We start from the raw sequence: 26,346 nt of genomic DNA, 5'->3' as shown, positions 1-26,346 counted from the left end.
GATCATCACGTCGATCGCATAAACAGAGCGCGGAATAATTCCTCCGATCGTCGCAAACCTTCGTCGCTCAGAACCACAGACTTGGCCTTGCCCGCGGGATTTGCAATCAGACCTTTCTGATGCAAACGGTCCATCACGCCCCAGTCAAAACCTTTCCAGGCACGGTCTCCGTCATGCAGCGTCAGCCATAACAATGCAAGCACAGCATCGTCGATTTTCTCTTCGTCTATCTCCATGCCGGAATCCCATGCAAAAAGGCGAAAATTCTGCAGCTCTCAAACGGATGAATACGCTGCCTCCTGGAGGTGGGCATCCAAAAGTTGGCTCTGTCAAGGTTTTAGACGTTCAATCCTGAATTCTGATGTTGCCTTACTTGCCGCGTCCTTCCGTCAGGAACAGCAGGAAGGCCAGCGCAGGGAAGCAGAAGCCGATCCACGCCGTCATCGTCCAGCCGCCGGTCGCATAGGCCCAGCCGCCGAGTGCTGAGCCCAGTGCGCCGCCGGCAAAGAAGGTCGCCATGAACAGGCCGTTGAGCCGGCTGCGATGTTCCGGGTTCAGCGCATAGATGGCGCGCTGGCCGCAGACGAGATTGGTCGTCACGCCGAAATCGAGAAGGATCGCTGCCGCCGTCAAGAGCAGCAAAGCGCCAAGCGAGCCGTCGCCGGCGAAATGGCCGATCAGGAAGGCAGCCATGCCGAGCAGCATGGCAAGCGTCGAGGCGATCTTCGTCATACCGCGATCGGCAAGCCGGCCGGCAATCGGCGAGGCGATGGCGCCGGCAGCACCTGCGAGGGCGAAGAGGGCGATGCCGTTCTGTGTCAGGCCGAAGGCGGGACTTGCGAGCAGCAGCGGCGTCGTCGTCCAGAACAGGCTGAAGGCGCCGAACATGCCGGCCTGATAGAGCGCCCGGCGCTGCAGCACCCGCGAGGTCAGTGCCAGGTGGCCCATGGAGGCGAGCAGTTCGCCGTAGCGTAGCCTGGTCGTCGGCCGGCGGACCGGCAGGTTAGCGCGGAGCACGACGGCGAGCACGAGCATGACGCCAGCAGTGACGTAGTAGACCACATGCCAGGAAGAGGCCTCGGCGACGAAGCTTGCGAAGGGGCGGGCGAGCATGATGCCGCAGAGCAGGCCGCTCATGACGTTGCCGACGACCTGGCCACGGGTGGCATCAGGCGCCATGTTGGCGGCAAAGGGAACCAGGACCTGAACTGCGACCGATGAAAGACCGATAGAGAGCGAGGCGACGAGGAAGGTTGTGGGCGTCGAAGACAGCGCCGCGCCGATGAGCGCGACGGCGGAGACGGCGATCAGCATCAACACCAGACGGCGGTTTTCGGTGAGGTCGCCGAGCGGCACGATCAGCAGCAGGCCGAGGCCGTAGCCGATCTGCGTCAGTGTGACGATCAGGCCGGTGGCGGCAGGCGTGAAGCCGAGATCGGCGCTGATCGGGCCGGCGAGCGGCTGGCCGTAATAGAGATTGGCGGCCACCAGCCCGCAGGCGGCGGCGAAAAGGAAGGTGAGCCAGGGAGATAGCGCCCTGGGAATGGCCTCGTCCGGCGTGGTGGCTGAAATGCTCATCAGAAGCTCCGGTATTCAAAGATTGAAAGAATTGAATGCAAAAAAGCTGGCTGCGGCCACCCGATCCTTGACCGAATGCCGGTATTTCTCTCGTCCACGGTGCGGACTTTTCAGGTCACGAGCTTCATCGCGGCCTCGGCCGCGGACAGCATCTCTTCCCTGCTGCGTCCTGTTTTGCCGATGACGCGTAGGCCCTTGGTAAAGCAGAGGAAGGCGAGGGCGGCGGTATCCGGGTCTACCGTCTTCGGAATGGTGCCGTCTGCCTGGCCGATGCGGATAAGATCAGCCATCAGCTTTTCGTCCGCGGCAAAGGCAGTCACGACGTGGGCAGCGGCTTCCTCGTCGAGCAGGGCGAAGTCGTTGGCGCCGCCAACGACGAGACAGCCTTTGCGGCCGGCTTCGCCATAGGAGAGCTCGGTATAATACATCACCATCTGGAAGACCTTCTCGCGACCGGTCTTCGCAGACGCGATCATCGCTTCCAGCCGCCGTCGGCCGAGTTTTCGATAATGGGCGAAAGCAGCGAGGAAGATCCCGCGCTTGTCCTTGAATGCCTTGTAGATGCTCCCCGAAGCAAGGCCCATTGCTTCGGTCAATTCGCTGATGGCGGCGGCGTGGTAGCCGCGTTCGGAAAAGACGCGCAGCGCCGCATCGAGTGCTGCGTCCATATCGAACTCGCGCGGACGGCCGCGGCTGCGGGTCTTTGCTTCGGATGTGAGGGTGGCGTCGGTCATGGCGCCCTAATTAGGGAATGACCGTTTCCAAATCAAGTGAAATTTCTGCGACGCAACAAATTCAGAGATCGAGCACCCAGTTCTGGCCGTTCGCCTCGGGGCCGAACATGCGATGTCTCTCCTCGGAGACAAGGCGAAATCCTGTCTTGACGTAGATGGCGCGGGCGGTCTCCAGCATGTCGTTGGTCCAGAGCGAGAGTTCGCGATAACCCTTCTCTCTGGAGAAGCGGATGCATTCGTCGACCAGCAGTTTGCCGAGCCCGAGGCCGCGGGCTGATTTGTCGACATAGAGCAGGCGGAGCTTGGCGATGCCGTCGCCGCCATTGGTGACGAGGACGGAGCCGACATTGACGCCGCCGCGTTCGGCGATCCAGCAATATTCCTTGGCCGGATCGAAATTGGCGAGGAATTTTCCGGCGACCTCGGCGACCAGCGCCTCGAAGCGCAGGTCCCAGCCATATTCCTCGGCATAGAAGCGGCCCTGGCTCTGAACGATCCAGCCGATATCGCCGGCGCGGTGGGCGCGGATGATGGCCGGTGCGGGCTTTGCCGCCGGGTCGAGCAGGGCGCGGATCGTGTGCATGGCGGAGACCGCTGCCTCCGGTTCGCCAGTCGCCAAGCGATCGAAATGGGCGGCGATCTGCGCATTGGAGCGTCGGCCGAGTTCCTCGAACGTCTCTCGTCCCCGATCGGTGACAATGATGACCTGGCTGCGAAGATCTGCCGGATCGGGGCTGGTTTCGATCAGCCCTTCGGCGCGGAAACGCTTGAGGATGCGGCTGAGATAGGCCGGGTCGAGCTGCAGGTCGCGGGCAAGCGCTACAGCGCTGATGCCCTCATGCGAGCCGACCTCGAAGAGGATGCGGGCATCGGTCAGCGTGAAGGGCGTGTCGAGATAGGCCTTGTTCAGCAGGCCGAGGAAGTTCGTATAGAAGCGGTTGAAATCGCGGGCGGTTTCGATGAGGGCGATATCGGGCATGGCAAAGATCTCCAGATGGAGATCTTTGCCAGTTTGTTGACAAACCTCGCTCTTTACTCGGCGTCATCCTCGGCCTTTGTGCCGAGGATCTGCTGCACCGGTTGCAGATGTTCGGGACAAGCCCGAGCATGACGAAAGAGGAGTTGGCCGACGTTGTCAGCAGTCCGGCAAAGATCTCCAGATGGAAATCTTGTCCTGCATTTAGTGGACTGAGTCAACTAACGTGGCAATATCAGGCGGCTTCCTCTTCTGCTGCCTCGTCCATTCCCAGCGCGAAATCGACCGCCGCCCGCGCATGGATCGCTGTGGTGTCGAAGCCCGGCAGCGGCAGGTGGTTGGGGTCGAGGATTAGGCAGATCTCGGTGCAGCCGAGGATGATGCTATCGGCGCCGTTGTCGATGGCGCGTGATATTACCGCCATCAGCTTGTCGCGCGAGCTGTCCAGCACCTTGCCGGCGCAGAGTTCGTCGAAGATGATGTCGTGCACGGTGGTGCGGTCGCCGGCATCGGGAACCATGATGTCGAGGCCGAGGCTCTTCATGCGGTCGCTATAGAAGCCGTGCTCCATCGTGTAGCGGGTAGCAAGCAGCAGCGGGCGCTTCCGGCCGGCCGCATGCAGCGATTTCGCCGTCTCGTCGATGATGTGGATCAGCGGCACGGAGATCTTCTCCGCGACCTTGTCGGCGATCAGATGCATGGTGTTGGTGCAGATCAGGATGCAGCCGGCGCCGGCGATCTGCAGGCGCAGAGCCATGTCGGCGAGGCGACGGGCGGCCATATCCCAGTCGCCGGCCTTCTGAAGCGCGACGATCTCCTCGAAATTGACAGAATGCAGGATGAGTTCGGCCGAGGCGAGGCCACCCTTGCGATCACGCACCATCTCGTTGACGACACGGTAATAGACCGCCGAACTTTCGAAACTCATGCCGCCGATAAGGCCGATCGTTTCCATTTCTTCATGCTCTCCATGCTTCTGAACTTTCGAAAATGATGCCGCAATCCCGACGCGACGTGTTTGCTTTGTTTGTCTCTTGCGTCAGATCTGTGATAGAATTTTGCATCATTTTATGAAATCATGCAAAAAATAGGCGAGAGGTTTATGTCGACGCATGCTTGATGATCGCGACAGACGCATTCTGGACATGCTGCAGAAGGATGCGGGCATATCCGTGACCGATCTTGCCGAGCGCGTGGCACTTTCGATATCGGCCTGCTCGCGGCGTATCCAGCGGCTTGAGGAGAGCGGCCATATCGCCCGGCGCATCGTCGTGCTCGACCGGGAAAAGATGGGCGTGCCGACGACGGTCTTCGCGCTGGTCAAGACGGCGCACCATTCCGACGAATGGACGGAGACCTTCCGCCGGATCATCAGCGACATTCCGGAGATCGTCGAAGCGCACCGGCTGACCGGCAACCACGATTATATCCTGAAGATCGTGCTGCCGCGCGTCGAGCATTACGATGTGATCTACAAGCAGATCGTGCGCAAGATCGAACTCTTCGACGTCTCGGCCTCGATCTCGATGGAGCTTCTGAAAGGCGGCACGGCAATTCCCGTTGGGTATGCCGATTGAGCCAGCTCCACCGACCGGGATGCAGGGGAGCTATGCCGAAACGGCAGTTGCAACCATCGCGGCGAAGGCCACATTGGCTTTGAGCGAAATGGCGCAAAAGGGGTAGGTCATGAGCGATCATCATGTCGTCGTTGTCGGCGGCGGTTTCGGCGGGCTGCAGCTCGTCAACGGCTTGAGATGTGCCGGCGTCAAGATCACGCTGGTCGACCGGCGCAATCACCATCTCTTCCAGCCGCTGCTCTATCAGGTGGCGACCACCATTCTCTCCACCTCCGAGATCGCCTGGCCGATCCGGCGCCTCTATGCCGACCGGCCTGACGTAACGGTGCTGCTCGGCGAGGTCACGGGCGTCGATAGTGGCGCCAAGACGGTTTCCCTACGCAACGGCATGACTCTCAGTTATGACACGCTGGTGCTGGCGACCGGGGCGACGCATGCTTATTTCGGCCATGACGAATGGGAGCCGGTGGCGCCGGGCCTGAAGACGCTGGAGGACGCGACGACGATCCGCCGGCGCCTGCTGCTCGCCTTCGAGAAGGCGGAAATGGAGAGCGATCCTGCCGTGCGCGACGCGCTGCTGACCTTCACTATCGTCGGGGCCGGGCCGACCGGCGTCGAGTTGGCCGGCATCATTGCCGAGCTCGCGCATTTCACGCTGCCCAAGGAGTTCCGCAACATCGACACGCGCAAGACCCGCGTCGTGCTGGTCGAGGCCGGCCCGCGGGTGTTGCCGACCTTCGCCGAGGAGCTTTCGGCCTATGCGCAGAAGGCGCTGGAGAAGCTCGGGGTCGAGATCCATCTCGGCAAGCCGGTGACCGAATGCAACGCCGACGGCGTGAAGATCGGCGAGACCTTCGTTGCCAGCCGGACGATCGTCTGGGCAGCCGGCGTCACCGCCTCGCCGGCGGCAAGGTGGCTCGGCGTTGCGGCGGACCGAGCGGGCCGCGTCGTGGTCGAGAAGGATCTGAGCGCGCCGGGGCTGCCCGAGGTCTTCGTCGTCGGCGATACCGCATCGGTCATGCGCGAGACCGGCAAGCCGGTGCCAGGCATTGCGCCCGCCGCCAAGCAGCAGGGCGGATACGTCGCCAAGGTGATCCGCGCCCGCATATCCGGCAAACCGGCGCCGGCGCCCTTCCGCTACTGGCATCAGGGCAGCTTGGCGACGATCGGCAAGAGCGCTGCGATCATCGATTTCGGCCGGATCAAGCTGAAGGGCTGGCTCGCCTGGTGGATCTGGGGTCTTGCCCATATCTACTTCCTGATCGGCACCCGCTCGCGCTTCTCCGTCGCCTGGAGCTGGCTGTGGATCTATCTGAGCGGCCAGCACAGCGCCCGGCTGATCACCCAGCGCGAGACGATGCGGGAGGAGGGGTAGGCTCTTCTCGGTCCACCAGAGCCTAAGCCTCGAAGCAGCGATATAGGCAAACTTGACATATCTTCGGATCCGCCTTTAGGATTTGCCCGGCGGCTTCCGGATACCACCGGGGGTTACGCATCCAGCCGTAGCTACAGCGAGTAGAGGTTCCAATGCGCCGATTCACTTCTCACGAAAATCACATTCGAAATTCTGAGAAGTTGGTGGTTCATGCGCACTTTGAATCTGGGCATCCTCGCCCACGTGGATGCAGGCAAGACTAGCCTTACTGAAAGACTGCTTTTTGACGCCGGCGTCATCGACAAGCTTGGCAGCGTCGATACCGGCAATACACAGACGGACACTCTCGAGCTCGAACGGCAACGCGGCATCACGATCAGAGCCGCGGTGGTGTCGTTCACCATCGGCGACAGGATCGTCAATCTCATCGACACGCCCGGTCATCCGGATTTCATCGCCGAGGTCGAGCGGGTGCTCGGATTGCTGGATGCCGCGGTCGTCGTCGTTTCGGCGGTCGAAGGTGTGCAGGCCCAGACACGGGTGCTGGTGCGGGCGCTGCGGCGGCTTGGCGTTCCCTTCATCTTCTTCGTCAACAAGGTCGATCGTCTCGGTGCGCAACTTGAGGACGTGCTGAAGGCTATTGCCAGCCAATTGCTCGTTCGCCCCATCGCCATGTCTTCCGTCATCGATGCCGGCAGCAGGCTTGCCAGGGTGGAGGCTTTGGCTCCCGGATGCGAACCGCTTTTCACGCCGCTCTGCGAAGCTCTCGCGGAGAACGACGAGGCGCTGCTGGACGATTACGTCTTGGCGCCCGATCGCCTGACGGCGGATAGGCTTGGACGCTGCCTGAGCGATCAGGTCGCGAGCGGCCTGGTGCATCCAGTCTTTGCAGGTGCGGCAACGACCGGCGTCGGCGTGTCGGCCCTGACATCGGCCATTGCGACGATATTGCCCGGCCGGCGCCTCGATGCGGACGGGCCGATTGCCGGAACAATCTTCAAGATCGAACGCGGCTGGGGCGGTGAAAAGCTCGCCTATATGTATCTGACGTCAGGCACAGTCCGGCTGCGGCAACATCTGGATTTGCCCAAAGGCCCGGAAAGAGTGACGGCGATCGAGGTTTTCGGGGCCGGCCGGGTTCATGGCGCCGCAATCTTTTGCGCCGGGCAGATCGCGCGCGTAAGCGGCCTTGCCGGCGCTCGCATCGGGGATGTGGTGGGCACCGACCTGCTCGCGGGCGGGCAGGCGCAGTTTGCCCCGCCCAGCCTCGAAACCCGCGTCCTTGCCCGGCGGCCCTCCGACAAGGCGGCCCTCTGGCTGGCGCTGAACCAGATGGGCGAGCAGGATCCGTTGATCAATCTGCGCCGGAACGATGATGCCGACGAAATCTTCGTATCGCTCTATGGCGAGGTGCAGAAGGAAGTCGTTCAATCGACCCTGCTGACGGATTTCGGTCTCGAGGCTGGGTTCGAGGAAAGCACGGTCATTTTGGTGGAAAGGCTTATGGGAACCGGGGAAGGCCTGCAGATCCTCTTCAAGGAGCCCAATCCATTTCTCGCCACCGTCGGTCTACGCGTCGAACCGCGTCCAGAAGGGGCAGGCAACAGCTTTGCACTTGATGTGGAGGTGGGCCAGATGCCCGCCAGCTTTTACAGGGCAGTCGAAGAAACCGTGTTCGAAACGCTGAAACAGGGCGTTTTCGGCTGGCAGGTCATCGATTGCCACGTCGCGATGACGGCAGCCCGGCACAGCTCGCCTGCAAGCACCGCCGCCGATTTCCGGCAGCTGACGCCTTGGGTGCTGGCAGATTCACTGTCGGCCGCACAAACCGTCCTATGCGAACCGATCGACCGCTTTCATCTCGAAGCGCCCGCGGAGAGCTTGAGCGGCTTGCTGACCCTGCTTGCGAAATCTGCCGCGACGATGACGGGTTCCGTGATTGCCGACGGCATGGCCCAGCTGGAAGGCACCATGGCGTCCGCGATAATCCAGAGCGTCCAGCAGCAATTGCCGGGCCTGACAAGCGGGGCGGGGACCATGGAAACCTCTTTCGACCATTATGCCCCGATGGCCGGCCCGCCACGTTCGCGCCAGCGTTCAGGCCCCGATCCGTTCAAACCAGTCGAATATCTGCTGCGGCTGCAGTCCACGAGAGCCTCAGCATGAGGACGGATGGAGGATGCCGTTATCAAAAAGGCGGCTCTCGCGAGCCGCCTCTCGTTTTCTCAAGCTGCCAGCGAGGCGATGTCGATGACGAAGCGGTAGCGGACGTCACTTTTCAGGACGCGTTCATAGGCTTCGTTGACCTGCTGGATGTTGATCTTCTCGATCTCGGAGACGATGTTGTGCTCGCCGCAGAAGTCGAGCATTTCCTGGGTTTCCTTGATCGAGCCGATCATCGAGCCTGATATGCTCTTGCGGCCGGGGATGATCGAGAAGGCATGCACGGGGATCGGGTTTTCCGGGGCGCCGACCACCACGAAGGAACCATCCACCTTCAGGAGGCCGAGATAGGCATTCCAGTCGATCTCGGCGCTGACGGTGCAGATGATCAGGTCGAACGTGCCGGCGAGTTTCGTGAAGGTTTCCGGGTCGTTGGTGGCGTAATATTCCTTGGCGCCGAGCTTCAACCCATCTTCTTTCTTGGAAAGGCTCTGGGAGAGAACGGTGATATCGGCGCCCATGGCGGCGCCGAGCTTGACGCCCATGTGGCCGAGACCGCCCATGCCGACGATCGCGACCTTCTTGCCGGGGCCGGCATTCCAGTGGCGCAGCGGCGAGTAGAGCGTGATGCCGGCGCAGAGCAGCGGCGCGGAGGCATCGAGCGGCAGATTGTCCGGAATGGACATGACATAGCCTTCCCTAACGACGATCGAGTCGGAATAGCCGCCCTGGGTCCGTGTCTTGCGGTCGGCTTCGAAGTCGTTGTAGGTGCCGGCGAGCCCCGGCATATACTGTTCGCGATCGAGGTCGCGCTCGGCGCAGCCGATGCAGGAATCGACGAAGCAGCCGACGCCGACGCGATCGCCGACCTTGAATTTGGTCACATCGGAACCGACGGACGAGACAATGCCGGCGATCTCATGGCCCGGCACGATCGGATAGACGGCGTTCTTCCATTCGTTGCGGACAGTGTGGATGTCCGAATGGCAGATGCCGGCAAACTTGATGTCGATAACGACGTCATCGGGGTTCGGGTTGCGGCGTTCGAAGGTGAAAGGGGTCAGCGGCTTGGAAGCGTCGGTCGCGGCGTAGCCTCTTGCAATAGGCATGGGAACCATCCTTTTCGATTGTGGTGGGGGTTGAAAGAGATGGTGGACTATTGCCCGGAACTGCGTCAGAGGGTTAGAGCGATCCTCTCAGCTTTTTGCACGATCCTGCAAAAGTGAGGCGCCGGGCTGTTTGCGAAATGGCCAAGGCACTCTAGATAAGAGCGGTATCGCCGGCGTCAGACAGTTGACAGAAAGAGTTGCCGCATGACTTTGCCCTTCAGCCCCTATCAGGAGATTGTCGATATCGCGATGCGCTTCGCGGCTGGTGACGGCGAGTTCGCGACTGATATCGGCAATCTTCACATCAGCCGTCGGTCCAAGCCCAGCGATCCGCTGCACAGCAGCTACCGGCCTTGTTTTGCCTTTGTACTGCAGGGAGCCAAGAGCCTGCGCCTCGGTACGGAACTTATCAGCTACGGGACCGGGGACTATCTGCTGACCTCGCTCGACCTGCCGGTCGCCTGGCGCGTCACGGAGGCAAGCCCTGAGGTTCCGCATCTCTGCCTGGGACTGGCAATCGACTCGGAAAAGCTGCTGGAGTTGCTCAGCCGCATCGATATTCCGAGCCCGGCCGCCCATACTGACGGGCAGCGCGGGATGGCGGTGAACGTCGCTCCGCCGGAGCTCCTGGATGCTGCCGTCCGCCTGCTGCGCTTGCTCGATCGTCCAGGCGACATTCCTGCCATGGCGCCGCTGATCGAACAGGAAATCCTCTACCGGGTGCTGACCGGGCCGGATGGCGCGCGGCTGATCAACATCGCCACTGCAGACAGCCACAGCAACAGGGTCGCGCGCGCCGTCGCATGGCTGAAGGAGAATTTCGCGCGGCCATTGCGCATCGAAGACCTTGCCGACCGCGTCAGCATGAGCGTGTCGTCCTTTCATCATCACTTCAAGTCGGTCACGGCGATGACGCCGGTGCAGTATCAGAAGCAGCTTCGCCTGCACGAGGCGCGCCGGCTGATGCTCGTGGAGCGGCTCGATGCGGGCACGGCCGGTCACCGCGTCGGTTATCAAAGCCCGTCGCAATTCAGCCGCGAATACAGCCGCCTCTATGGCGCCTCGCCGGCCCGCGATATCGACGGCGCCCGCGAGGTCATGGCGGCGGAATAATCGGCCTTGCGACCGGCAGCCAATCGTTAAAGGATGTTTGACGTTTCATCGCTAGTCTGGCGCCAAACATCAAGCAGGCACCGACGTCAGCATGGCGCAAATCCCATTTCTTTCCATCGTCGCGCCTTGTCATAACGAGGAAGAAGGGCTGCGCGAGTTCTGCCGCCGCGCCGCCGCTGCTGCTCATAGCGTTGCCGGCGATACCTTCGAGCTCATTCTCATTGACGACGGCTCGTCCGACCGTACCTGGGATATCATTTCGGATCTGGCGGCAGATGTGCCGCAGGTGCTCGGTGTTCGTCTTCTGCGCAATCACGGTCACCAGCTGGCATCGACGGCGGGTCTTTCCGCCTCGCGGGGCGAGCGCGTGCTTTTGATCGATGCCGATCTTCAGGATCCGCCCGAGCTGCTTTTGATGATGATGCCGATCATGGAGCGCGGCGCCGACGTCGTTTACGGTCAGCGCACGCGCCGCCAGGGCGAAAGCTGGTTCAAACTCGCCTCCGCTTCGCTTTTCTATCGGGCTCTCTCCAAGCTCGCTTCCGTGACCATCCCGCGCGATACCGGTGATTTCCGGCTGATGCGGCGCCGCGTCGTCGATATCCTGCTGGCGATGCCGGAGCGCGATCGCTTCATCCGCGGCATGGTCAGCTGGATCGGTGGCAGGCAGGTGGCGCTCCCCTATGAGCGTGACGCCCGTTTTGCCGGTACGACGAAATATCCTCTGCGAAAGATGATCAATTTCGCTCTCGATGCGATCACCAGCTTTTCGACGACGCCGCTGCGCATCAGCACTTGGCTTGGCATGATGAGTGCGGGCGTCGCGATCGTGTTGCTCGTCTACACCTTCGTTCGCTGGCTGCAGGGCGAGACGGTCACCGGCTGGTCGTCGATCATGGCCGCGGTCAGCGCCTTCAGCGCTATCCAGCTGATCTGCATCGGCATCATCGGCGAGTATCTTGGTCGCCTCGTCCAGGAGAGCAAAAGGCGGCCGATGTTCATGGTCGAGACGATCGTGCGCGGCAGTGAACATGCAGAATTGTCGATCGCATTCTCGGAGATGAGCGCCAGCGACAAGCGCGCCGCGCTGGATGCGGCCTTTGCATCCGAAGAGCCGCCGCGCTCGCAAAAGAACAGCCGGATCGGATAATGGACCGGATTGCCGCGCCTGCTGTGGCCGCAGCCGGGCCTGAGGAATCGATCGCCAGGCAGGATTCCACCGTTGCGATCGTCGCATTCGTCGGACTTGCCGCGGCTCTGGTTCTCCTGTTTCCCTTTCCGCCAGTTCTCGATTACGCCAATCATTACGCCCGTATCTGGCTCCTTTCGGGCGGGATCGGCGAGCAACCGTTTCCTGAGATCTATGCGGTCGATTGGAACCGCACCTTCACCAATGTCGGGATCGACGTTCTAGCCACCTGGCTGGGGCCGCTCGTCGGCGCAGACAGGCTTGCGCGGGCTTTGCTTTTCCTGGCGATCGTGCTGCCGCCGCTCGGGGCAATCGGCCTGCACCGCGCGCTTTTCAGCGGCCGGCACCACTGGCAGACCGCCATGCTGTCGCTTAGCTGGTGCGCCACCATGATCGGCGGCTTCATCAACTTCCAGATCGGCCTCGGCATGGCACTCGCCTTCGCCTGCGTCGATCTGCGGCTGCAGCGCAGAAATCCCGCCCTGGTTTTTGCCTGGCGCCTCGCCGCCGCACTGCTGTTGACGGTGATGCATCTCTTCGCGCTTGGCTTCTATATGGCGATCGTCTGCGGCCTCGAATTTTCCTGGCGCATCGATATAGTGCGATCGAAGGCGGCTCTGATGAGGCTCGCCCGCCGGTTGGCGCTGGCGCTCAGCGCCTGCGTCCTGCCGCCGCTCGCGCTCTATCTCCATACGGCGGCTTTGCCCAACGCCGGCGGCAACGGCCTCGGTCTTGCCTGGAACGACGGCATCGTCCTGATCGTCCTGAATCTGCTCTCCGCCATCACGACCTATGTCCCGGTGGTGGATGTCGTGCTGGTTCTGCCGCTGATCCTCATCTGCACGCGTGCCGTCCGCGCGGGCGATATCCGCATGCATGCGGGGCTTGCCGTCGCCGCCTGCGGCCTGCTGCTTCTGTCCTGTGTTTCGCCTCGCCACATGCTCGGCACCGGATGGATCAGTTGGCGCTTTCCGATCATGACGGCGTTCGTCGCCATGGCGATGGTGTGCCCTTTCGCCAATCTGACGCGCCGGCAAGCGCTGTTGCTGGCGCTCATCATCAATTTCGCAGTCTTCGGTCGCACCGGCTGGGTCGGCTGGAACTGGTGGCTGGCACAGAAGGACGTCGCTGCCGTCGAGACTGTGCTGAAAAAGGTGCCGGCCGGTGCAGCCGTGCTGCCTCTGGGACATGAACCCGAGACAGTGAGCGGTCTTGCCCACTCCAACCGGCATTTTGCCTGGGGGTTGGATACTTTCCGGCACCTGCCGACGCTTGCCGTGCCCTTCTCGCATGCTTTCGTGCCGACGCTCTTCACTGCAAAAGGCAAGCAGCCGTTATCCGTCCTGCCGCCATGGTCTGAGATCGCAGTTCCCGAGGGCAATCTGCTGTCGATCGGCGTGCTTTCATGCCCGGCAATGATGCAGGAATATAGAAACTTTACGCCTTATCTGTCGGATTGGCGCAGGCGTTTCGATTTCGTCCTGGTCGCCAATGCCGACATCCCCGACCGCTATGTCGGCACCTTGATGCCGGCGGGCCTGACGCTGCTCGACGATGCCGGTTTCGCAAGGCTTTACGCAATCGATAAGACGATGCCGGTAGAGCCTCTCTCAATCCCCACCGGCTGCGCCAGGGCGTCATAGGTCAGGGCTCTTCGTGGACCGATTGCCTCTGGACGATTGGGTGATGATCGCGGCCGCCATCCGGTATTCGGGTGAGGCGCTGGTCAGCCGGGGAATTTCAGCGCCTTGTCGGCACGGCATTTGGCGAGCTTTAGCTGACGGAAGGAGAGGATGCGGGTGATGCGGTCCTTGCCATCAGTCTCCACACTCATGCAGGCGCAGGCATAGCCGTAATTGCCGTTGGTTCTGACATAATCATGTTCGGAGATGTCGGAGATCAGCTCCATGCCTTCCACCTCGCCGGCATCGTCGCCCTGGGTCATGATCGTCCAGGTGTTCTCCGCGTCCTCCAGCCACCAGTTGGCGGGCGTCGGATTCTCGATCCAGCCGCAGCGCGTTTCGGCGGCCCGCGCATTGGCTGCGACAACAAGAGCTGCGATCATGACCGCGGCGGCTATCCGGTATCTCATTGCCTTTTCCCCCCGACAAATATCAATTGTTGATCGCGATGATCGCCCAATGGCTCGCCTCGCAGGCGTTGTCCTCGCAGATCGCGCCCATCCAAACGGCGCCGCCGGCCAGCATGACGCCGTCGCTGTTGACGAATAGATCCTCGTATTGCTGGCGTCCGACGGCGCGGCGCGTTTCCGGCGTCACGAGATCATCGAAATTGTCGATGAAATCCTCAGCGCTCTCGACGTCGTAGCTCTCGCCATTGGCCTTGACCGTCAGCGGGTATTCGGCAAGGCCGGCGATGGTCTCGGCTTCGCCCGAGCGCATCGCTTTGACAAGCTGGCGCAGCGGTCTGTCGAAGCCCGCGGCACCGCCGTGCAGTTCTTTGATGCGGTTATAGACGTCGCTGTCGGACTGCGCGAGAGCGCTTGAGCCGCCAAGGAGGATTGCTCCGAGCAGGAGAAGAGCTGCAGCAAGGCGTGACATCGGAACCTCCGGGCAAATGGCGTAGCGCGACATTATGCGATGGCCGAGGATTTGCGCCTATCCAATTCTGGTGTTTCATCGCGGTTTCACGTATTAAAAAAATCTATCCAGGCTTCTTGACGACCTGATCGGTTTATCGCATAAACCTCACGAACCGTACCGTACGGTACGTATATGGGAGCCATGACCGTGTCCGTCGATACCGCAGAGCCGAGCGAATTTTCGCCGCGCCAGAACGCCGTTCTGGAGCAGGCGCTGCAGTTGCTCGTCGATGGCGGCGAGAAGGCGCTAACGACCTCGGGCGTGGCGCGCGCCGCCAATTGCTCGAAGGAAAGCCTCTACAAGTGGTTCGGCGATCGCGACGGGCTGCTATCGGCGATGATCGCCTATCAGGCCAGCAAGGTGCGCACCTTCGAGCGCAACGGCGAGCGACTGACGGCGGCCAGCCTGCACGACCATGTGGTCATTTTTGCGCGTGACTTGCTGGAGGTGCTCGCCGGCGACGTCTCGCTGGCGCTGAACCGGCTGGCGATCGGCCAGTCGAACCGCGACGGCTCGAAACTCGGCAAACTGCTGCTGGAGCGCGGCCGCCGCCAGATCGACCGGCGGGCCATGGCGCTGATCGATGCCGGCAAAAGGGCAGGGCTCCTGCGTTTTTCCGATGCCGACGAGGCTTATCATACGCTTTACGGCCTTGTTGTTTCCGACCTGCATGTGCGCATGCTGCTCGGCGAGCCAGGCCTCAAGGATACCGCGCGCCAGGCGGAGAGGGCGGTCACCGCCTTCCTCAGGCTCTATGGCACGGACAAGGTTCTGGCGGAGATGCCGGTTCTCGGCTGATTCCGCTTTAATGACAGTCAACAAGACAAGCAAAGGGAAGGAACTTCAAATGCGCGTCTATTACGATCGTGATGCCGATCTCAACCTCATCAAGGCCAAGAAGGTCGCCGTCATCGGCTATGGTTCGCAGGGCCGTGCCCATGCACTGAACCTCAAGGACAGCGGCGCCCAGAACGTCGTCATCGCACTCAAGGCCGGTTCGCCGACCGTCAAGAAGGCCGAAGCCGATGGCTTCAAGGTGATGACGGTTGCCGAAGCTGCCGCCTGGGCGGACCTGATGATGATGGCGACCCCGGACGAACTGCAGGCCGACATCTACAAGGCCGACATCGCGCCTAATATCCGCGATGGCGCCGCGATCGCTTTCGCCCACGGCCTCAACATCCACTTCGGCCTCATCGAGGCGAAGGCTTCGGTCGACGTCGTGATGATCGCGCCGAAGGGCCCGGGCCATACGGTTCGCGGCGAATACCAGAAGGGCGGCGGCGTTCCCTGCCTCGTGGCCGTTCACCAGAATCCGTCGGGCAACGCCCTTGAACTCGCTCTCTCCTACGCCTGCGGCGTCGGCGGCGGCCGTTCGGGCATCATCGAAACCAACTTCCGCGAAGAATGCGAAACCGACCTCTTCGGCGAACAGGTTGTTCTCTGCGGCGGTCTCGTCGAGCTCATCCGCGCCGGTTTCGAAACGCTCACCGAAGCCGGATACGCGCCTGAAATGGCCTATTTCGAGTGCCTGCACGAAGTGAAGCTGATCGTCGACCTGATTTATGAAGGCGGCATCGCCAACATGAACTACTCGATCTCCAACACGGCCGAGTGGGGCGAATATGTCTCCGGTCCGCGCATCATCACTGCCGAGACCAAGGCCGAGATGAAGCGCGTCCTCAAGGACATCCAGACCGGCAAGTTCACGTCCGATTGGATGCAGGAATACCGCGCCGGCGGCTCGCGCTTCAAGGGCATCCGCCGCCTGAACGACAGCCACCCGATCGAAGAAGTCGGCGCCAAGCTGCGCGGCATGATGCCCTGGATCGGCAAGAACAAGCTGGTCGACAAGTCGGTCAACTAAGCACTTTTTGTGCTGTTGCAGTTTTAGGCCGGGGCGAAAGCTCCGGCCTTTACCGTTCTGCGCTGACGGTCAGCCAGCGGGTTGGCTTGCCGTCGTAGCCGCCGCCGTCGCTCTCGCTGATGGCGATGTTCCGCCAGCCGCCTTTCGTCAAAAGCTCCGAAAGCCATTCGGCGGAGGGATAGTTGTAATACCGTCCGAAGCCGTCATGGCCTTCCGCATCGCCGGCTTTGAAGGTCGCATGAATGATGCCGCCTGTCCTCAGGGCGCGCCGGATGCGGGCGAAGATATCGGGCAGCTCGGGCCTCGGGACGTGGAGAAGGCTTGCCTGCGCCCAGACGCCGTCGAAGGCGCTGTCGGCGTCGAGTTCTTGAAACAGCATGACCCTGACCGGCCGGCCGATCAGCACTTGTGCTTGTCTTGCAAGCTCGGTCGAGCCATCCGTCGGCGTCACGTCGAAACCCTGCGCCAGCATGTAGGTGCTGTCCTGTCCGCCGCCGCAGCCGAGTTCGAGGATTGCCGCACCCGGCACAAGCCCGGCGAGGAAGGCATCGACCTGCTGCTTCGGCAGGCTGCGCGCCCGCTTGGCGTATGTCTCGGCATTTTCCTCATAGAAGGCGGAGGTGCAGTCAAGAGGCATGTTGTTCGGCCGATCGCGGGCGTCGGTTGGATTGAAGATGTCTTTCGGGGAGCCGGTCGGCGTCGATGATGTCAATGACGACAATCCCTTCCGATGCCACCCGGTAGAAGGCGACGTGGCGCATGTGGAGGAGGCGGCGAAGGCCGGCGCCGAGTTCGTCGCACTCTTCTCCCATCGAGGGAGCGTGCGAAAGAAGCACGAAAATCCTGTCCCAGTCGAGAAGATAGGCGTCTGCCTGCGCCTCGCCGAAGTTGAGGCAAGCATATTCGTCGATGCCTGATAGCACGGAGTCTGCGGTTCGGGTCAGCCTATAGGTTGTTGTCACGCAGCTTTGCCTTCGTTTCCGACAGGATGTCGGGAATGCGTCGACCGCTCGGGCCGCTTTCCTCAGCCTGCCTCAGGATGTTGCGCAGTTCTTCGTCGTCAAGCTTGTGATGGAGCTGATCCTTCAGAATAAGCTCCATCAGGAAAGCGCTGGCACTGCTGTATCTGCCGCTTGCGACACGGTTTTCGACGTATTCCGCCAGATTATCCGGAAGCGAGATCGTCATTTTCGCCATTGGATTCGGTGCCGCCTGCACATGCCGGTTTTCAGCCATTCCAGATGCCAGATTATCATTTCCCAGTTTGTGATAGAAGCGTTGTGCCGCGCCGTCGAGGGCTTGGGTCACATGCGGATCAGTCTTTTTTATCGATATAGATGACGCGTTCGAGATCCTTAAAATGGGCATCGCAGGTCAGGATGTCGGCATCGTGGCGCTCCGCGGTCGCATAAATGATCGCATCGGCGGTGGCGAGTTTATGGGCTGCCGATATTTCGGCAGCACGGCGAGCAAGCGTCGTGTCGAGAGAAACAACTATGCATGTCGCGGTGTAAGCGATGAAGCTGTCGACGGCTTCCTCGTCCTTTTCGCGTGCCAGCCATTTGGAAAGCTCAAGCTGCACGATCGTCGGAACGATGCATTGATCGCGTTCCGGGATTTCGGCCTGCAGCTTGGTTCCGGCAGCACTTTTCGTCAGCCATCCTATCCATGCGGAGCTGTCGATCACGCGCATCAGAAACGGTCGTTCCGGTCGCGGTAGTTTTTGTTGTCTGCGCCTTCGGCGAGGCCGCCAAGATCGGCAAGCGTCGGGACGGGCATCAGCAAAACGCCTTTGCCTTTGGGTATGAACACGAATTCCTGTCCCGCCGACCAGTGCTGTTGTTCGCGCACTTCCTTGGGAATGGAGATCTGGAATTTTGTAGAGAGGGTTGCGGTTGCCATTCTTACCTTTCCTCTATCGATTAGGAGATAGTAAGAATTCACTTCGCGTCGGTCAATGGCGAACCGTTTTTGGCGTTGGTGCTATTTTGGTCGCCAAATGGGACGTTGACGATGGTTTCTTCCGGCTGACTCGGCCACAAAAAAACCGGGCGACGCCCGGTTTCGAAAGAGATCCGCGCATTTCTCAATGGCTGTCGGCTCGAAGAACATCGTATCGTGCAGATGGAAACGAACTCCAGGGCGTAATAGATCGCCAGCTCCGGCGGCGTGGCGGGCGAGGCGGAGAGCGGCGCCCACCATGTCGGTGTTAACGCCGCCGTTCGTGTGGAACGTGCGGAGTTTAGGCCGGGATAAGGCGCGTCCAGCCGCGCTCATCGTTGGTTACGCCTTTCTGCAGACTGACGAGCTGCTGGCGCAGTTCGCTTGTCAACTTGCCGGTCTGCCCGTCTCCGACCAGAAACTCGCCGCCCGCATGTCGAACCAGGCCGATGCCCGCCAGGACCGCGGCAGTGCCGCAAGCGAAGGCTTCGACGAGCTTGCCGCTGGTTGCGTCCTGCTGCCATTCCGCGAAGGAGTAGGGACGCTGCTCGACGCGGAGGCCCTTTTCTCCAGCGAGTACGATCACCGAGGCCCGGGTGATACCCGGCAGGATCGTGCCGCCAAGAGGCGGCGTCACCACCGATCCGTCATTCATGACGAAGAAGACGTTCATGCCGCCGAGTTCCTCGACCCAGCGATGCTCTGCTGCGTCCAGGAAGACGACCTGATCGCAATCCTTCTTCGCCGCCTCGGCTTGCGCCACGAGGCTGGCTGCGTAGTTTCCGCCGCATTTTGCCGCCCCGGTGCCGCCAGCGGCAGCACGGGTATATTCGGTCTCGACCCATAGGGAGACCGCCTTCGCTCCGCCTTTGAAGTAGGCGCCGACCGGAGAGGCGATGATGCAGAAGACATATTCCTGAGCCGGACGAACGCCCAGGAACGCCTCGTTGGCGAACATGAAGGGGCGAAGGTAGAGACTGGCGTCGCCGGATGGAATCCAGGCCTTGTCAACGCGGACCAGTTCTTCGACCGCCTTCAGGAAGAGTTCTTCGGGCACAGGAGGCATAGCCATGCGGGTCGCCGATTGCGCGAAGCGGCGGGCGTTCTCTTCGGGCCGAAAGAGCAGAATCCGGCCATCGTCTGCCTTGTAGGCTTTCATGCCCTCGAAGATTTCCTGAGCATAGTGCAGCACGGCGCTGGCAGGATCGAGCTCCAGAGGACGCCTCGGTGTGACCTTCGCATCGTGCCAGCCCTTGTCGGCAGTCCATCGTGCCAGGACCATATGATCCGTGAAGACCTTGCCGAAGCCGGGCGTCTCCAGTGCCTGGATGCGGTCGGCGTCGGAGACAGGAGACTTGTGCAATTCGATTTTGATTTCAGGAGAGGTCGTCGTCGCGGTCATTGCTGGCACCTTGATAGTACATTGAATAGTGGCGGCGACACTACTGCCGCCGGGCTGGTCTTGGAAAGGCCTGAATCAGCCGGTTTCGGCATCGATCAGAGGAATAATCGCTTTCTTGTCACAGGGACAAGAAAATAGGTCAGTATTATTGACATAAATTCTCCAGCATGGTCTGCTGGGGGAATAGAAAATACGAGGAAACCCCATGCTGAACTGGGACACCATGTTTGCGTCGCGCTCGTCGCGCATGCGCGCATCCGAGATCCGCGAGCTCTTGAAGCTTCTCGATCGGCCCGACATCATCTCCTTTGCCGGCGGCATTCCCGATCCGGCGCTGTTTCCTGATCGGGAATTCAAGCAGGCCTATGCCGATATCTTCGACGGCGCCGCCGTCAATTCGGCGCTGCAATATTCGGTCAGTGAAGGCTACAAGCCGCTGCGCGAATGGCTGGTCGGGCAGATGGCGGCTCTCGGCATCCCTTGCGAGCTCGACAATGTCTTCATCGTGTCCGGTTCGCAGCAGGGCCTCGATTATCTCGGCAAGCTCTTCCTGTCGCCTGATGACACCGCGCTCGTGACGTGGCCGACCTATCTCGGCGCGCTGCAGGCCTTCAACGCCTATGAACCGGCCTACGATCAGCTGACGCCGAATGGCAATCGGACGCCCGAGTCCTACCGCGCGGCCGCTTCCGCTGCCGGCGGCAAGGTGAAGTTCGCCTATCTCTCCGCCGATTTCTCCAATCCGACCGGCGAGACCGTCGACCTTGACGGCCGCAAGAAGGTCCTGGCGCTAGCGGAAGATCTCGACATCGCCGTCATCGAGGATGCGGCCTACCAGTCGCTGCGTTACGACGGCGATCCGATCCCGCCGATCCTGGCGCTCGAAATCGCCGAGAAGGGCCATATCAACGATACGCGCACGATCTATTGCGGCAGCTTCTCGAAGACGCTGGCGCCCGGCCTGCGCGTCGGCTTCATCGTCGCCAATGCGCCCGTCATCCGCAAGCTCGTGCTGATGAAGCAGGCGGCCGACCTGCATTCTTCGACGATCAACCAGATGGCGATATCAGATGTCGCCGAGCGCGGCTTCGACGCGCAGGTCGCCAAGATCAAGGCCGCCTACAGCCAACGCCGCGACTGTATGCTGACAGCTCTCGATAAATACATGCCTGAAGGCACCAGCTGGACGAAGCCGGAGGGCGGCATGTTCATATGGATCACGCTGCCGGAGGGCATGGACGGCGCCAAGCTGCTGGCGAAATCGCTCGAAACCGCCAAGGTCGCCTTCGTACCCGGCAAGGCTTTCTTCGCCGACGGTTCCGGCGCCAACACCATCCGCCTCAGCTTCTCCTGCGCCAACGAGCAGATGATCGAAGATGGCATCGGCCGCCTGAGCGCACTGATCTCGGCCGAGATCGGCAGCTGATCCAGTCGCCCGGCCGGCTGGGAAGGGCAGGGCGCCGATCAGAAGATCGTCGTCCAGCCTTCGTTCGCCGTCTCGCTCTTGCCGTAGCCGACCCGATCGGCGACGGCGGCATTGCGCAGGATGATGTCACCGCCCCGGTTGGCAAGCTGCGGGCCGCTGGCTGCGGCATCTATGGTGCGCAGCTCGCCTGCGCTAAGCGATCCCGACAGCGTCTGGGTCCTGCCGTTTTCGTCCTCCAGCTTCCAGCCTTCGAGCGATGCCTCCATGTCGGAGCGGTTGATGATCGTCACCGTTTCGGCCTCGGTGCCGCCTTCGCCGTTGACCGGGTTGATCAGCGCGGCGACGATGCGCAGCGACGAGGCGACGATCGGCTGCGGCCGGCGTGTGCCTTCGCCGCGGCCCTGGCCGCCACGGCTGTCGGAAACCGGATGGCCGGTCGTCGCATCGGTGTTCCAGTTCTGCGACTGAAAGCAGAGGAAGATCGCCGCCCATTCATCGGTATCGTTGAAATGGACGAGCAGCGCGCCGTCCTGGTTCGGCCCGTTGGTGGCCTTGAAGCTGCCGCCGTCGCCCTGGTTCATGTGGATGTCGTGGATACCGTTGCCCGGTTCGAAGTCGAAATATTGGTCCGGCTTGTTGTTCTCTGGCCCCCAGGCCTCGCCGAAGGCGTAGAAATGCACGTCGGAATCGGCAATGCCCTCCTGGACGATCGGCTCGATGAAATCGCGCAGGTCGTTCTTCGGGCCGGATAGCTGGAAGGGCGCGACATTCATGTCCTCGCGTTCGATCAGTCCGCCGCGGACATAGTCGATCGCAAGCTCCGGCCGTTCCTTGCGGATATCGGTCAGGCCCATCGGCAGGGCTTCGAGCGCCTCCGTCAACGCCGGGTGCTTGAAATCGACGATATTGGCGTAGAGCAGGTCGTGCGGCGATTCCTTGGAGCGGACGTTGAGCGCGATGCGGTAGCTGACGCCGTTCGCCTCGATGCGGATCTCGATATGGGGATCGTTGTCGTCGTCGAGGGCGAGTGCGCTCGCCGTACCCTTCAGGACCTTGTAATTCTTCAGCATGGAGAACCTCGCGGGGGTGGCGGGATCTTACGGTAACACGGCGAAAGTGCATCTTTTGTGACGGCTAAAGTATGACGCGATCCTTCAGATTCGCCTGCCACACTTTAGGTCTTTGATTTGAGCATGTCGTGGTCGCAAAACCGCTGCACACTTTTGCGCGACATGCTTTGTCTTCCGCCGTGCAATGCTTGATCCGCTATCGCCTATTGCTGGAGATGCGGACCGAAAAGCTCGAGATCGGCTTCACCAAGCCTGTCGCTAACCGTGTTCAGCTGGTGCCAATAAGGATAGATCACCGGCGGCAGGCTGACCGCGTCGAGGCGCTTGCGTTCCGCGTCCGTGAGTTTCAGCTCGGCGGCGGCGATGTTGTCGCGGAACTGGGCTTCGGTGCGGCCGCCGATGATGACCGAGGTCACCGCCTTGCGGCCGATCAGCCAGGCGAGCGCCACCTGTGCCGCCGAAACGCCGCGCTCGTCGCCGATTGCGACCAATGTCTCGACGATGTTCCAAAGGCGGTTCTCATCGCGGATCGGCGGTTCGGTCCAGCCGGCGAACTGGCGTGTGCCTTCGGGGGCCGCCTGGTTGCGGCGATGCTTGCCGGAGAGCAGGCCGCCGGCGAGTGGGCTCCAGACCAGCACGCCGAGGCCCTGATCGATCGAGATCGGCAGCAACTCGTATTCGGCGTCGCGGGCTTCCAGCGTATAGTGGATCTGCTGGCTGACGAAGCGCTGGTACCTGTGCTCGTTGGCGAGCCCAAGCGCCTTCATGATGTGCCAGCCGGAATAATTCGAGCAGCCGACGTAACGCACCTTGCCCTGCCTGATCAGTGTGTCGAGGGCTTCCATCGTCTCTTCCAGCGGCGTCTGGCCGTCCCATTCATGCACCTGGTAGAGGTCGATGACATCGGTCTTCAGACGCTTGAGGCTCGCCTCGCATTCGCGGATCAGGTGGTAGCGCGACAGGCCCTGGTCGTTCGGGCCGTCGCCCATGCTGAAGCGGGCCTTGGTGGCGAGCAGCACGCCCTGCGGCCGCTTGCCGGAGAGCACGTCACCGATGATGTTTTCGCATTCGCCTGATGAATAGGCGTTGGCGGTGTCGATCAGGTTGATGCCGGCATCGATGCACATATCGATCATCTTTTTCGCCTCGGAGACGCCGAGATCGCCGACCATCTTCGCCCAACCGACGCCGCCGAAGGTCATCGTGCCCATGGTCAAAGTCGAAATCTTCAGGCCGGAACGGCCGAGCAAACGATATTCCATTGAAGCTCCTCCCTTTAAACAAGACTGACGTACCTCAACGCTCCGAGATGGCAATGGGTGCGCGTTCACGGCTGCGTGAGGCTTAGGCAAGATTCTGAGCGCCGGCATCTTCCGGCCATGCGGCGGCTATGGCCGACCCGAGCCGAGCGGCAGATCGTACAATATGTCATCGGCTTGTCGACGGAAATTGTCTTGGCGCAGCGTCGACGTGGTGGAGGCCACGTCAGCTCTCGTGTTTGTCCTTCTTGTGAATATTGTCGCGAAGCGAAGCGATTGTGTCCCGAATCTTGCTGACAGCCTGGGCGTCGAGACCGACAGCCTTGCCGATGCAGTCGAACACATGGGAGGCACGGCTCTTGAGGGCCAGTCCCTTCTCCGTCAGGCGCAAGAGCACCTGGCGCTCATCGGCAGGATTTCGGTTGCGGGTGACGAGACCGACATTTTCCAGCCGCTTTAGCAGCGGAGTGAGGGTGCTGGAGTCGAGAAAAAGCGTCTCGCCGAGATCCTTCACCGTGCGGTCGTCGCGCGCCCACAAGGCGGTCATGACAAGGAATTGCGGATAGGTAAGTTCCAGTTCGTCGAGCAGGGGACGGTAAAGCTGGTTAAAGGCGTGGCTTGCCGAATAGATCGAAAAGCAAAGCATTTCATCGATCTTGGGCACGTCAATGAGATCATTTGATGTGGTGTCTTTCATCACGCTCTCCTTGATCTCAATATAATTTGTGCGCGATCTGTTTGCAAGCTATTGACTCGGCAGACGAGACCACCTATTTAGATCGTGCACAAAGAAATCGCTGACAAAATATAAACCCAACACGGAAAGCTGCAGAGGCTTGCTGCGTCAATAGATGCGCAAGCAGGGGAATTCCCTTGTGGCTCCCAATTGCTCCTTTGAAACTCAACCGATGAAAGGAAATGACCAATGTTCAAGTTTGCTGCTGCCGTCGCCCTGGCGGGGGCTCTTCTTTCCTGTGCTGCCGTTGCCCAACCGGCCAAGCCGACCGTTGTCCTCGTCCATGGCGCCTTTGCCGATTCATCCAGCTGGAACGGCGTCGTCGAAATCCTGCGCAAGGACGGTTTTTCTGTCGTGGCAGCCGCCAATCCGCTGCGCAGCGTTTCTAACGACGCTGCCTATGTCTCCGACGTGGTTGGCAGCATCGCCGGCCCTGTGGTCCTTGTCGGTCACTCCTATGGCGGCCAGGTCATTTCGACCGCGGCCAACGGCCACGACAACGTCAGGTCGCTGGTCTATGTCGCGGCCTTCGCGCCGGATGCCGGAGAATCGGTCGCAGATCTCGCCGGCAAGTTTCCGGGCGGTACGCTGAGCGGAGCGCTTGCGGCCCCGGTGAAGCTCAGCGCCGGCGGTGTCGATCTCTATATCGATCAGGCCAAGTTCCATGATCAGTTCGCCAGCGACGTGCCGGCCGAACAGGCGGCCTTGATGGCGGCTGCCCAACGTCCGGTCACCGAGGCTGCCCTGACCGAAAAATCCGGCGAGCCCGCCTGGAAGAAGCTGCCGTCGTGGTTTGTCTACGGCACCGGCGACAAGAACATCCCGGCCGCAGCCCTTGGCTTTATGGCCGAGCGGGCAGGCTCCAAGCGGACCGTGGTGGTCGATGGCGCCTCCCACGTCGTGATGGTGTCGCATCCCGAGAAGGTGGCTGAACTGATCGAAGAAGCTGCAAAGTAGTACTCGATCCGAGGGGCCCAGGCGCGTGAGCGCCGTGGCCGGCCGCCGCGGAGGTTTTGTCCGCGGGCCATGACCGGCTCTGCCTGCGCGACGTATCGGCGGGGCAGGCCCCGCTGGTCAACCATCTGCTGCAGTTGATCCTCAGTGAACTGATCGAGGCGAGCGTGGCGAGGTCACGACTGGTCGATGGGAAAGCTGTGGCGCAGGGCGTGGACCAACCGCCGTGCCCTGTCACATCTCTGTCAACGACCCCTAATAAGGGAGGGGTATCGAAATCGAGGATCCTCCCATGAAAACGATCGTTTCTGCCGCAGCACTTGTCGCAGCGAGCCTCTTTGCCATTCCGGCTTCGGCCGCAAACCTCGTTCTCTACACCAGCCAGCCGAACGAGGATGCGCAGGCGACGGTCGACGGCTTCATGGCCGCCAATCCCGATATCAAGGTCGACTGGGTGCGCGACGGCACGCCGAAGATCATGGCGAAACTCCAGGCCGAGATCCAGGCCGGCAACCCGGTTGCCGACGTTCTGCTGATTGCCGACGTGGTGACGCTGGAGCGCCTCAAGGAAGACGGCAAGCTCCTGGCCTACAAGTCTCCGGAAGCCGCCCAGTATGACGCCGCCCTCTATGACGCCGAAGGCTATTACTATTCCACCAAACTGATCACCACCGGCATCATGTACAATACCTCGGCTGCGATGAAGCCGACGAGCTGGAAGGACCTGACGAAGCCGGAAGCCAAGGGCCTCGTCACCATGCCGAGCCCGCTTGCCTCGGGTGCGGCCCTCATCCATGCCCAGACGCTGGCCGCCGTTCCCGGCCTCGGCTGGGACTTCTACAAGTCGCTTGCGGAAAACGGCGCGATTGCTGCCGGCGGCAACGGCGCCGTGCTGAAGTCCGTCGCCTCGGGCGAAAAGGCTTATGGCATGGTTGTCGATTACCTGCCGATCCGCGAGAAGGCCAAGGCCGCTCCCGTCGAATTCGTCTTCCCGAGCGAAGGCGTTTCGGCCGTCACCGAGCCGGTCGGCATCCTCGCCAGCAGCAAAAATGCCGATGCCGCCAAGAAGTTCGTCGATTACGTGCTCTCCGAAAAGGGCCAGGAAGGCTTCCTGAAGCTCGGCTACATCCCGGCCCGCAACGGCATGAAGCTGCCGGAAGGCTTTCCGGCGCGCGACACCATCAAGGTCCTGCCGATCAAGGCGGCCGAAGCATTGAAGAATACCGATCAGGATCTCAAGACCTTCTCGGGCATCTACGGCTCGAACTGATCCT

General features: G+C 61.4%; 28 protein-coding genes. 11 read left to right on the top strand and 17 right to left on the bottom strand.

Annotated elements, in window-relative coordinates; translation table 11 throughout:
* Positions 1-5 precede the first annotated feature (5 nt).
* From AC245Y_RS14415 to AC245Y_RS14395, 5 genes are all read right to left on the bottom strand, one after another.
* Positions 6-236, bottom strand: a complete 231-nt coding sequence (locus AC245Y_RS14415) for a DUF6429 family protein (RefSeq protein ID WP_012758202.1) — start codon at positions 234-236, stop codon at positions 6-8.
* A 133-nt stretch (positions 237-369) separates the two neighbouring features.
* Entirely contained in the window at positions 370-1,578 is a 1,209-nt protein-coding gene (locus AC245Y_RS14410; RefSeq protein ID WP_012758201.1) for an MFS transporter, read from the bottom strand.
* Between the two features lie 110 nt (positions 1,579-1,688).
* Complete coding sequence (locus AC245Y_RS14405) at positions 1,689-2,312, bottom strand: TetR/AcrR family transcriptional regulator (RefSeq protein ID WP_012758200.1); 624 nt, start codon at positions 2,310-2,312, stop codon at positions 1,689-1,691.
* A gap of 61 nt (positions 2,313-2,373) precedes the next feature.
* The gene (locus AC245Y_RS14400; protein WP_017994664.1) at positions 2,374-3,291 is read right to left on the bottom strand and encodes a bifunctional helix-turn-helix transcriptional regulator/GNAT family N-acetyltransferase; all 918 of its coding nucleotides are present in this window, start codon (positions 3,289-3,291) and stop codon (positions 2,374-2,376) included.
* Positions 3,292-3,523: 232 nt separating this feature from the next.
* Positions 3,524-4,243 (bottom strand): aspartate/glutamate racemase family protein, encoded by a 720-nt coding sequence (locus tag AC245Y_RS14395; protein ID WP_017994663.1) that lies wholly within the window; start codon positions 4,241-4,243, stop codon positions 3,524-3,526.
* Positions 4,244-4,400: 157 nt separating this feature from the next.
* Between AC245Y_RS14395 and AC245Y_RS14390 the strand changes: the two genes are divergently transcribed.
* The 3 genes from AC245Y_RS14390 to AC245Y_RS14380 all read left to right on the top strand — a co-directional run bounded on the left by AC245Y_RS14390 (position 4,401) and on the right by AC245Y_RS14380 (position 8,406).
* Entirely contained in the window at positions 4,401-4,865 is a 465-nt protein-coding gene (locus AC245Y_RS14390) for an Lrp/AsnC family transcriptional regulator (protein WP_003541227.1), read from the top strand.
* A 109-nt stretch (positions 4,866-4,974) separates the two neighbouring features.
* Complete coding sequence (locus AC245Y_RS14385; protein WP_017994662.1) at positions 4,975-6,240, top strand: NAD(P)/FAD-dependent oxidoreductase; 1,266 nt, start codon at positions 4,975-4,977, stop codon at positions 6,238-6,240.
* A gap of 210 nt (positions 6,241-6,450) precedes the next feature.
* Positions 6,451-8,406 (top strand): elongation factor G, encoded by a 1,956-nt coding sequence (locus AC245Y_RS14380; protein ID WP_017994661.1) that lies wholly within the window; start codon positions 6,451-6,453, stop codon positions 8,404-8,406.
* 59 nt (positions 8,407-8,465) lie between these two features.
* Here the strand turns inward: AC245Y_RS14380 and AC245Y_RS14375 are convergent, their stop codons facing one another.
* Complete coding sequence (locus AC245Y_RS14375) at positions 8,466-9,512, bottom strand: NAD(P)-dependent alcohol dehydrogenase (RefSeq protein WP_017994660.1); 1,047 nt, start codon at positions 9,510-9,512, stop codon at positions 8,466-8,468.
* Positions 9,513-9,716: 204 nt separating this feature from the next.
* Between AC245Y_RS14375 and AC245Y_RS14370 the strand changes: the two genes are divergently transcribed.
* From AC245Y_RS14370 to AC245Y_RS14360, 3 genes are all read left to right on the top strand, one after another.
* Positions 9,717-10,625, top strand: coding sequence for an AraC family transcriptional regulator (locus AC245Y_RS14370; protein WP_003541220.1), 909 nt, complete (start codon positions 9,717-9,719; stop codon positions 10,623-10,625).
* A 91-nt stretch (positions 10,626-10,716) separates the two neighbouring features.
* Complete coding sequence (locus tag AC245Y_RS14365; protein WP_017994659.1) at positions 10,717-11,775, top strand: glycosyltransferase family 2 protein; 1,059 nt, start codon at positions 10,717-10,719, stop codon at positions 11,773-11,775.
* The gene (locus AC245Y_RS14360; protein WP_017994658.1) at positions 11,775-13,457 is read left to right on the top strand and encodes a hypothetical protein; all 1,683 of its coding nucleotides are present in this window, start codon (positions 11,775-11,777) and stop codon (positions 13,455-13,457) included. The genes AC245Y_RS14365 and AC245Y_RS14360 overlap by 1 nt, the downstream gene beginning before the upstream one ends.
* An 83-nt stretch (positions 13,458-13,540) precedes the next feature.
* Here the strand turns inward: AC245Y_RS14360 and AC245Y_RS14355 are convergent, their stop codons facing one another.
* Both AC245Y_RS14355 and AC245Y_RS14350 read right to left on the bottom strand, forming a co-directional pair.
* Positions 13,541-13,906, bottom strand: coding sequence for a DUF4087 domain-containing protein (locus AC245Y_RS14355; RefSeq protein ID WP_017994657.1), 366 nt, complete (start codon positions 13,904-13,906; stop codon positions 13,541-13,543).
* Between the two features lie 22 nt (positions 13,907-13,928).
* Complete coding sequence (locus tag AC245Y_RS14350; protein ID WP_017994656.1) at positions 13,929-14,408, bottom strand: hypothetical protein; 480 nt, start codon at positions 14,406-14,408, stop codon at positions 13,929-13,931.
* 141 nt (positions 14,409-14,549) lie between these two features.
* On the opposite strand from AC245Y_RS14350, the gene AC245Y_RS14345 reads away from it, so the two are divergent.
* On the top strand, positions 14,550-15,215 hold the full coding sequence (locus AC245Y_RS14345; RefSeq protein ID WP_017994655.1) for a TetR/AcrR family transcriptional regulator: 666 nt from the start codon (positions 14,550-14,552) through the stop codon (positions 15,213-15,215).
* Positions 15,216-15,264: 49 nt separating this feature from the next.
* A complete protein-coding gene (gene ilvC / locus AC245Y_RS14340) occupies positions 15,265-16,284 on the top strand; it encodes a ketol-acid reductoisomerase (RefSeq protein WP_012758188.1) in 1,020 nt (339 codons plus the stop codon).
* Between the two features lie 49 nt (positions 16,285-16,333).
* Here ilvC and AC245Y_RS14335 read toward each other — a convergent pair whose 3' ends face one another.
* From AC245Y_RS14335 to AC245Y_RS14310, 6 genes are all read right to left on the bottom strand, one after another.
* Positions 16,334-16,921, bottom strand: coding sequence for a class I SAM-dependent methyltransferase (locus tag AC245Y_RS14335; RefSeq protein ID WP_017994653.1), 588 nt, complete (start codon positions 16,919-16,921; stop codon positions 16,334-16,336).
* Positions 16,911-17,246 (bottom strand): type II toxin-antitoxin system RelE/ParE family toxin, encoded by a 336-nt coding sequence (locus AC245Y_RS14330; RefSeq protein WP_017994652.1) that lies wholly within the window; start codon positions 17,244-17,246, stop codon positions 16,911-16,913. Before AC245Y_RS14330 ends, AC245Y_RS14335 begins: the two co-directional genes overlap by 11 nt.
* Positions 17,230-17,481, bottom strand: coding sequence for a ribbon-helix-helix domain-containing protein (locus tag AC245Y_RS14325; protein ID WP_026157421.1), 252 nt, complete (start codon positions 17,479-17,481; stop codon positions 17,230-17,232). The genes AC245Y_RS14330 and AC245Y_RS14325 overlap by 17 nt, the downstream gene beginning before the upstream one ends.
* 118 nt (positions 17,482-17,599) lie before the next feature.
* Complete coding sequence (locus AC245Y_RS14320) at positions 17,600-17,977, bottom strand: type II toxin-antitoxin system VapC family toxin (RefSeq protein ID WP_017994650.1); 378 nt, start codon at positions 17,975-17,977, stop codon at positions 17,600-17,602.
* Positions 17,977-18,186, bottom strand: a complete 210-nt coding sequence (locus tag AC245Y_RS14315) for an AbrB/MazE/SpoVT family DNA-binding domain-containing protein (protein WP_017994649.1) — start codon at positions 18,184-18,186, stop codon at positions 17,977-17,979. The genes AC245Y_RS14320 and AC245Y_RS14315 overlap by 1 nt, the downstream gene beginning before the upstream one ends.
* 340 nt (positions 18,187-18,526) lie before the next feature.
* Positions 18,527-19,627, bottom strand: a complete 1,101-nt coding sequence (locus AC245Y_RS14310) for a branched-chain amino acid aminotransferase (protein WP_012758181.1) — start codon at positions 19,625-19,627, stop codon at positions 18,527-18,529.
* Between the two features lie 205 nt (positions 19,628-19,832).
* Between AC245Y_RS14310 and AC245Y_RS14305 the strand changes: the two genes are divergently transcribed.
* The gene (locus AC245Y_RS14305) at positions 19,833-21,053 is read left to right on the top strand and encodes an aminotransferase-like domain-containing protein (protein WP_017994648.1); all 1,221 of its coding nucleotides are present in this window, start codon (positions 19,833-19,835) and stop codon (positions 21,051-21,053) included.
* 38 nt (positions 21,054-21,091) lie between these two features.
* Here the strand turns inward: AC245Y_RS14305 and AC245Y_RS14300 are convergent, their stop codons facing one another.
* From AC245Y_RS14300 to AC245Y_RS14290, 3 genes are all read right to left on the bottom strand, one after another.
* Complete coding sequence (locus AC245Y_RS14300; protein WP_017994647.1) at positions 21,092-22,123, bottom strand: DUF2278 family protein; 1,032 nt, start codon at positions 22,121-22,123, stop codon at positions 21,092-21,094.
* A 203-nt stretch (positions 22,124-22,326) separates the two neighbouring features.
* Positions 22,327-23,385, bottom strand: a complete 1,059-nt coding sequence (locus AC245Y_RS14295) for an aldo/keto reductase (RefSeq protein ID WP_012758179.1) — start codon at positions 23,383-23,385, stop codon at positions 22,327-22,329.
* A gap of 223 nt (positions 23,386-23,608) precedes the next feature.
* Positions 23,609-24,079 (bottom strand): MarR family winged helix-turn-helix transcriptional regulator, encoded by a 471-nt coding sequence (locus tag AC245Y_RS14290; protein WP_012758178.1) that lies wholly within the window; start codon positions 24,077-24,079, stop codon positions 23,609-23,611.
* Between the two features lie 228 nt (positions 24,080-24,307).
* Here AC245Y_RS14290 and AC245Y_RS14285 point away from each other — a divergent pair, with 228 nt between their 5' ends.
* Together AC245Y_RS14285 and AC245Y_RS14280 are read left to right on the top strand one after the other, a co-directional pair.
* Positions 24,308-25,075 (top strand): alpha/beta fold hydrolase, encoded by a 768-nt coding sequence (locus AC245Y_RS14285; protein ID WP_017994646.1) that lies wholly within the window; start codon positions 24,308-24,310, stop codon positions 25,073-25,075.
* A gap of 289 nt (positions 25,076-25,364) precedes the next feature.
* A complete protein-coding gene (locus AC245Y_RS14280) occupies positions 25,365-26,342 on the top strand; it encodes an ABC transporter substrate-binding protein (RefSeq protein ID WP_017994645.1) in 978 nt (325 codons plus the stop codon).
* Positions 26,343-26,346: the final 4 nt, after the last annotated feature.

The sequence above is a fragment of the Rhizobium sp. SRDI943 genome, assembly GCF_057653695.1.
The sequence above is the reverse complement of the archived record's forward strand: the minus strand, read 5'-3'. Positions and strand labels throughout refer to the sequence as shown.

Coding starts and splice junctions, on each gene's coding strand:
- AC245Y_RS14280 (WP_017994645.1), top strand. CDS start 25,365: ATGAAAACGATCGTTTCTGCCGCAGCACTTGTCGCAGCGAGCCTCTTT.
- AC245Y_RS14375 (WP_017994660.1), bottom strand. CDS start 9,512: ATGCCTATTGCAAGAGGCTACGCCGCGACCGACGCTTCCAAGCCGCTG.
- AC245Y_RS14290 (WP_012758178.1), bottom strand. CDS start 24,079: ATGAAAGACACCACATCAAATGATCTCATTGACGTGCCCAAGATCGAT.
- AC245Y_RS14385 (WP_017994662.1), top strand. CDS start 4,975: ATGAGCGATCATCATGTCGTCGTTGTCGGCGGCGGTTTCGGCGGGCTG.
- AC245Y_RS14335 (WP_017994653.1), bottom strand. CDS start 16,921: ATGCCTCTTGACTGCACCTCCGCCTTCTATGAGGAAAATGCCGAGACA.
- AC245Y_RS14310 (WP_012758181.1), bottom strand. CDS start 19,627: ATGACCGCGACGACGACCTCTCCTGAAATCAAAATCGAATTGCACAAG.
- AC245Y_RS14415 (WP_012758202.1), bottom strand. CDS start 236: ATGGAGATAGACGAAGAGAAAATCGACGATGCTGTGCTTGCATTGTTA.
- AC245Y_RS14400 (WP_017994664.1), bottom strand. CDS start 3,291: ATGCCCGATATCGCCCTCATCGAAACCGCCCGCGATTTCAACCGCTTC.
- AC245Y_RS14395 (WP_017994663.1), bottom strand. CDS start 4,243: ATGGAAACGATCGGCCTTATCGGCGGCATGAGTTTCGAAAGTTCGGCG.
- AC245Y_RS14410 (WP_012758201.1), bottom strand. CDS start 1,578: ATGAGCATTTCAGCCACCACGCCGGACGAGGCCATTCCCAGGGCGCTA.
- AC245Y_RS14305 (WP_017994648.1), top strand. CDS start 19,833: ATGCTGAACTGGGACACCATGTTTGCGTCGCGCTCGTCGCGCATGCGC.
- AC245Y_RS14325 (WP_026157421.1), bottom strand. CDS start 17,481: ATGGCGAAAATGACGATCTCGCTTCCGGATAATCTGGCGGAATACGTC.
- AC245Y_RS14390 (WP_003541227.1), top strand. CDS start 4,401: ATGCTTGATGATCGCGACAGACGCATTCTGGACATGCTGCAGAAGGAT.
- AC245Y_RS14350 (WP_017994656.1), bottom strand. CDS start 14,408: ATGTCGCGCTACGCCATTTGCCCGGAGGTTCCGATGTCACGCCTTGCT.
- AC245Y_RS14300 (WP_017994647.1), bottom strand. CDS start 22,123: ATGCTGAAGAATTACAAGGTCCTGAAGGGTACGGCGAGCGCACTCGCC.
- AC245Y_RS14295 (WP_012758179.1), bottom strand. CDS start 23,385: ATGGAATATCGTTTGCTCGGCCGTTCCGGCCTGAAGATTTCGACTTTG.
- AC245Y_RS14405 (WP_012758200.1), bottom strand. CDS start 2,312: ATGACCGACGCCACCCTCACATCCGAAGCAAAGACCCGCAGCCGCGGC.
- AC245Y_RS14320 (WP_017994650.1), bottom strand. CDS start 17,977: ATGCGCGTGATCGACAGCTCCGCATGGATAGGATGGCTGACGAAAAGT.
- AC245Y_RS14345 (WP_017994655.1), top strand. CDS start 14,550: ATGGGAGCCATGACCGTGTCCGTCGATACCGCAGAGCCGAGCGAATTT.
- AC245Y_RS14360 (WP_017994658.1), top strand. CDS start 11,775: ATGGACCGGATTGCCGCGCCTGCTGTGGCCGCAGCCGGGCCTGAGGAA.
- ilvC (WP_012758188.1), top strand. CDS start 15,265: ATGCGCGTCTATTACGATCGTGATGCCGATCTCAACCTCATCAAGGCC.
- AC245Y_RS14355 (WP_017994657.1), bottom strand. CDS start 13,906: ATGAGATACCGGATAGCCGCCGCGGTCATGATCGCAGCTCTTGTTGTC.
- AC245Y_RS14315 (WP_017994649.1), bottom strand. CDS start 18,186: ATGGCAACCGCAACCCTCTCTACAAAATTCCAGATCTCCATTCCCAAG.
- AC245Y_RS14285 (WP_017994646.1), top strand. CDS start 24,308: ATGTTCAAGTTTGCTGCTGCCGTCGCCCTGGCGGGGGCTCTTCTTTCC.
- AC245Y_RS14365 (WP_017994659.1), top strand. CDS start 10,717: ATGGCGCAAATCCCATTTCTTTCCATCGTCGCGCCTTGTCATAACGAG.
- AC245Y_RS14370 (WP_003541220.1), top strand. CDS start 9,717: ATGACTTTGCCCTTCAGCCCCTATCAGGAGATTGTCGATATCGCGATG.
- AC245Y_RS14380 (WP_017994661.1), top strand. CDS start 6,451: ATGCGCACTTTGAATCTGGGCATCCTCGCCCACGTGGATGCAGGCAAG.